The organism is Streptomyces sp. SBT349, from assembly GCF_001083795.1.
Taxonomy (GTDB): Bacteria; Actinomycetota; Actinomycetes; order Streptomycetales; family Streptomycetaceae; genus Streptomyces.
In genome coordinates this window covers 1-1,380 of sequence record NZ_LAVK01000671.1, presented here as the reverse complement: position 1 = coordinate 1,380, position 1,380 = coordinate 1, and the positions used below count along the sequence as shown (strand labels likewise).

At 77.1% G+C, this 1,380-nt stretch carries 2 protein-coding genes; both read left to right on the top strand.

Annotated elements, in window-relative coordinates; genetic code table 11:
* On the top strand, positions 1–278 hold a 278-nt coding region (locus ADY01_RS39595), incomplete at its 5' end, for a hypothetical protein (protein ID WP_159001658.1).
* Positions 278–763: a roadblock/LC7 domain-containing protein gene (locus ADY01_RS35715; RefSeq protein WP_049581059.1), complete on the top strand. Its 486-nt coding sequence runs from the start codon at positions 278–280 to the stop codon at positions 761–763. The genes ADY01_RS39595 and ADY01_RS35715, both read left to right, overlap by 1 nt.
* Positions 764–1,380: the final 617 nt, after the last annotated feature.

The following is a 1,380-nucleotide window of genomic DNA, read 5'->3' as shown; positions in this document are numbered from 1 at the left end:
CCCCCCACCCCCCCCCCCCCCAGCTTCCGCAGCACGCGCGGGCCGACGACCCCATCCCGCGGTCCCACCCGGTCACCGACAGCGGCCTGCCGCTGCGCAGCCGGGCGACCGCCACTCCCGCCACCCCGCCCGCAGCCGCAAGGGAGCGCGCCGCCGTGGACGCCGAGGAGCTGCGCCGCCGTCTGGGCGGCTTCCAGCGCGGCGCCAGGGACGGCCACCGCGACGCCGCCGGCGCATCGGGCCCGTACCCCGGCGAGTCCGGAGAGGGGATGCCGTGATGACCTCGCAGACCCGCACACCGCCCGGCACACACAACGGCCGGGGCGGCGCCGACCTGCGCTGGCTGCTGACGCGGCTGGTCGAGGAGGTGCCCGGCGTCCTGTCGGTCGCCGTGGTCTCCTCCGACGGCCTGCCGCTGCTCTCGTCGCAGCCGTCCTCCGCCCGCGCCGGCGGCGCCCCGACCGCCGGGCCCTCGGGCGCGGCGGCCGACCTGGCCACCGTCGTCTCGGGCCTCGGCAGCCTCACCAACGGCGCCGCCTCGCTGATGGAGGGGGGCAGGGTCCGGCAGACCCTGGTCGCCATGCAGACGGGCAACCTGCTGGTCATGTCCATCAGCGACGGCTCGCTGCTCGGCGTCTACACCACGCCCGACGCCGACATGGGCGTGGTGACGTACCACATGGCGCTGTTCGTCGGCCGCGCCGGGCACCTGCTCACGCCCGAGGTCCGGGCCGAGCTGCGGCAGGCGGCGCCCCTGCGCTAGGCGCTGCGCTTCGCCTGGGCCGCGGTCGTGGGCGCCGGCTGTTCGTGGCTGGGGTGGCTTCCGGGGCTTTACGCAGCCACGTTGGGGCGAGCCTCCACGATCGGGGGCCCTGATCGGGCACTTGCGGGCAGGTGCACAGCCTGCCCGATCCGCTGGCCAGCGTAAGGGCCCCCGATCTCTCGCCCCAACGCGGCTCCCGCCCAAAGCCCCTCCAGCCCCGTGGGTGGTGGGGGGCTTCGGCGCGCGGGCCGATCTCGTGCGCCCTTGAGTCCAGGAGGGGGCCCCGTGCGGTACCGGCCGGGGCCGGGCGAAAGGCGCGCGCTGAACGCTCCGGAGAGGGTCCCGCCCGTGCTGCCCGAAGGGGCAGCCCGGCACCACCCCCTCTTGGCCGGAAAGGCGCACGGGCCCGGCCCGCGCGCCCCGCGCGGAGGGCCCCCGCGGCCCGCGGGGATCTGGAACCCCCCGCGCGGTTGGAGGGGCTTTGGGCGGGAGCTGCGTTGGGGCGAGAGATCGGGGGCCCTTACGCTGGCCGGCGGATCGGGCCCCTGGGCCCCACCGCGTTTTCCCCGATCGGGCCCCCGATCTTGGAGGCTCGCCCCAACGGGGCTGCGTAAAGC

Bases quoted from the DNA above. Each gene is read 5' to 3' on its own strand.
- ADY01_RS35715 (WP_049581059.1), top strand. From the start codon at position 278: ATGACCTCGCAGACCCGCACACCGCCCGGCACACACAACGGCCGGGGC.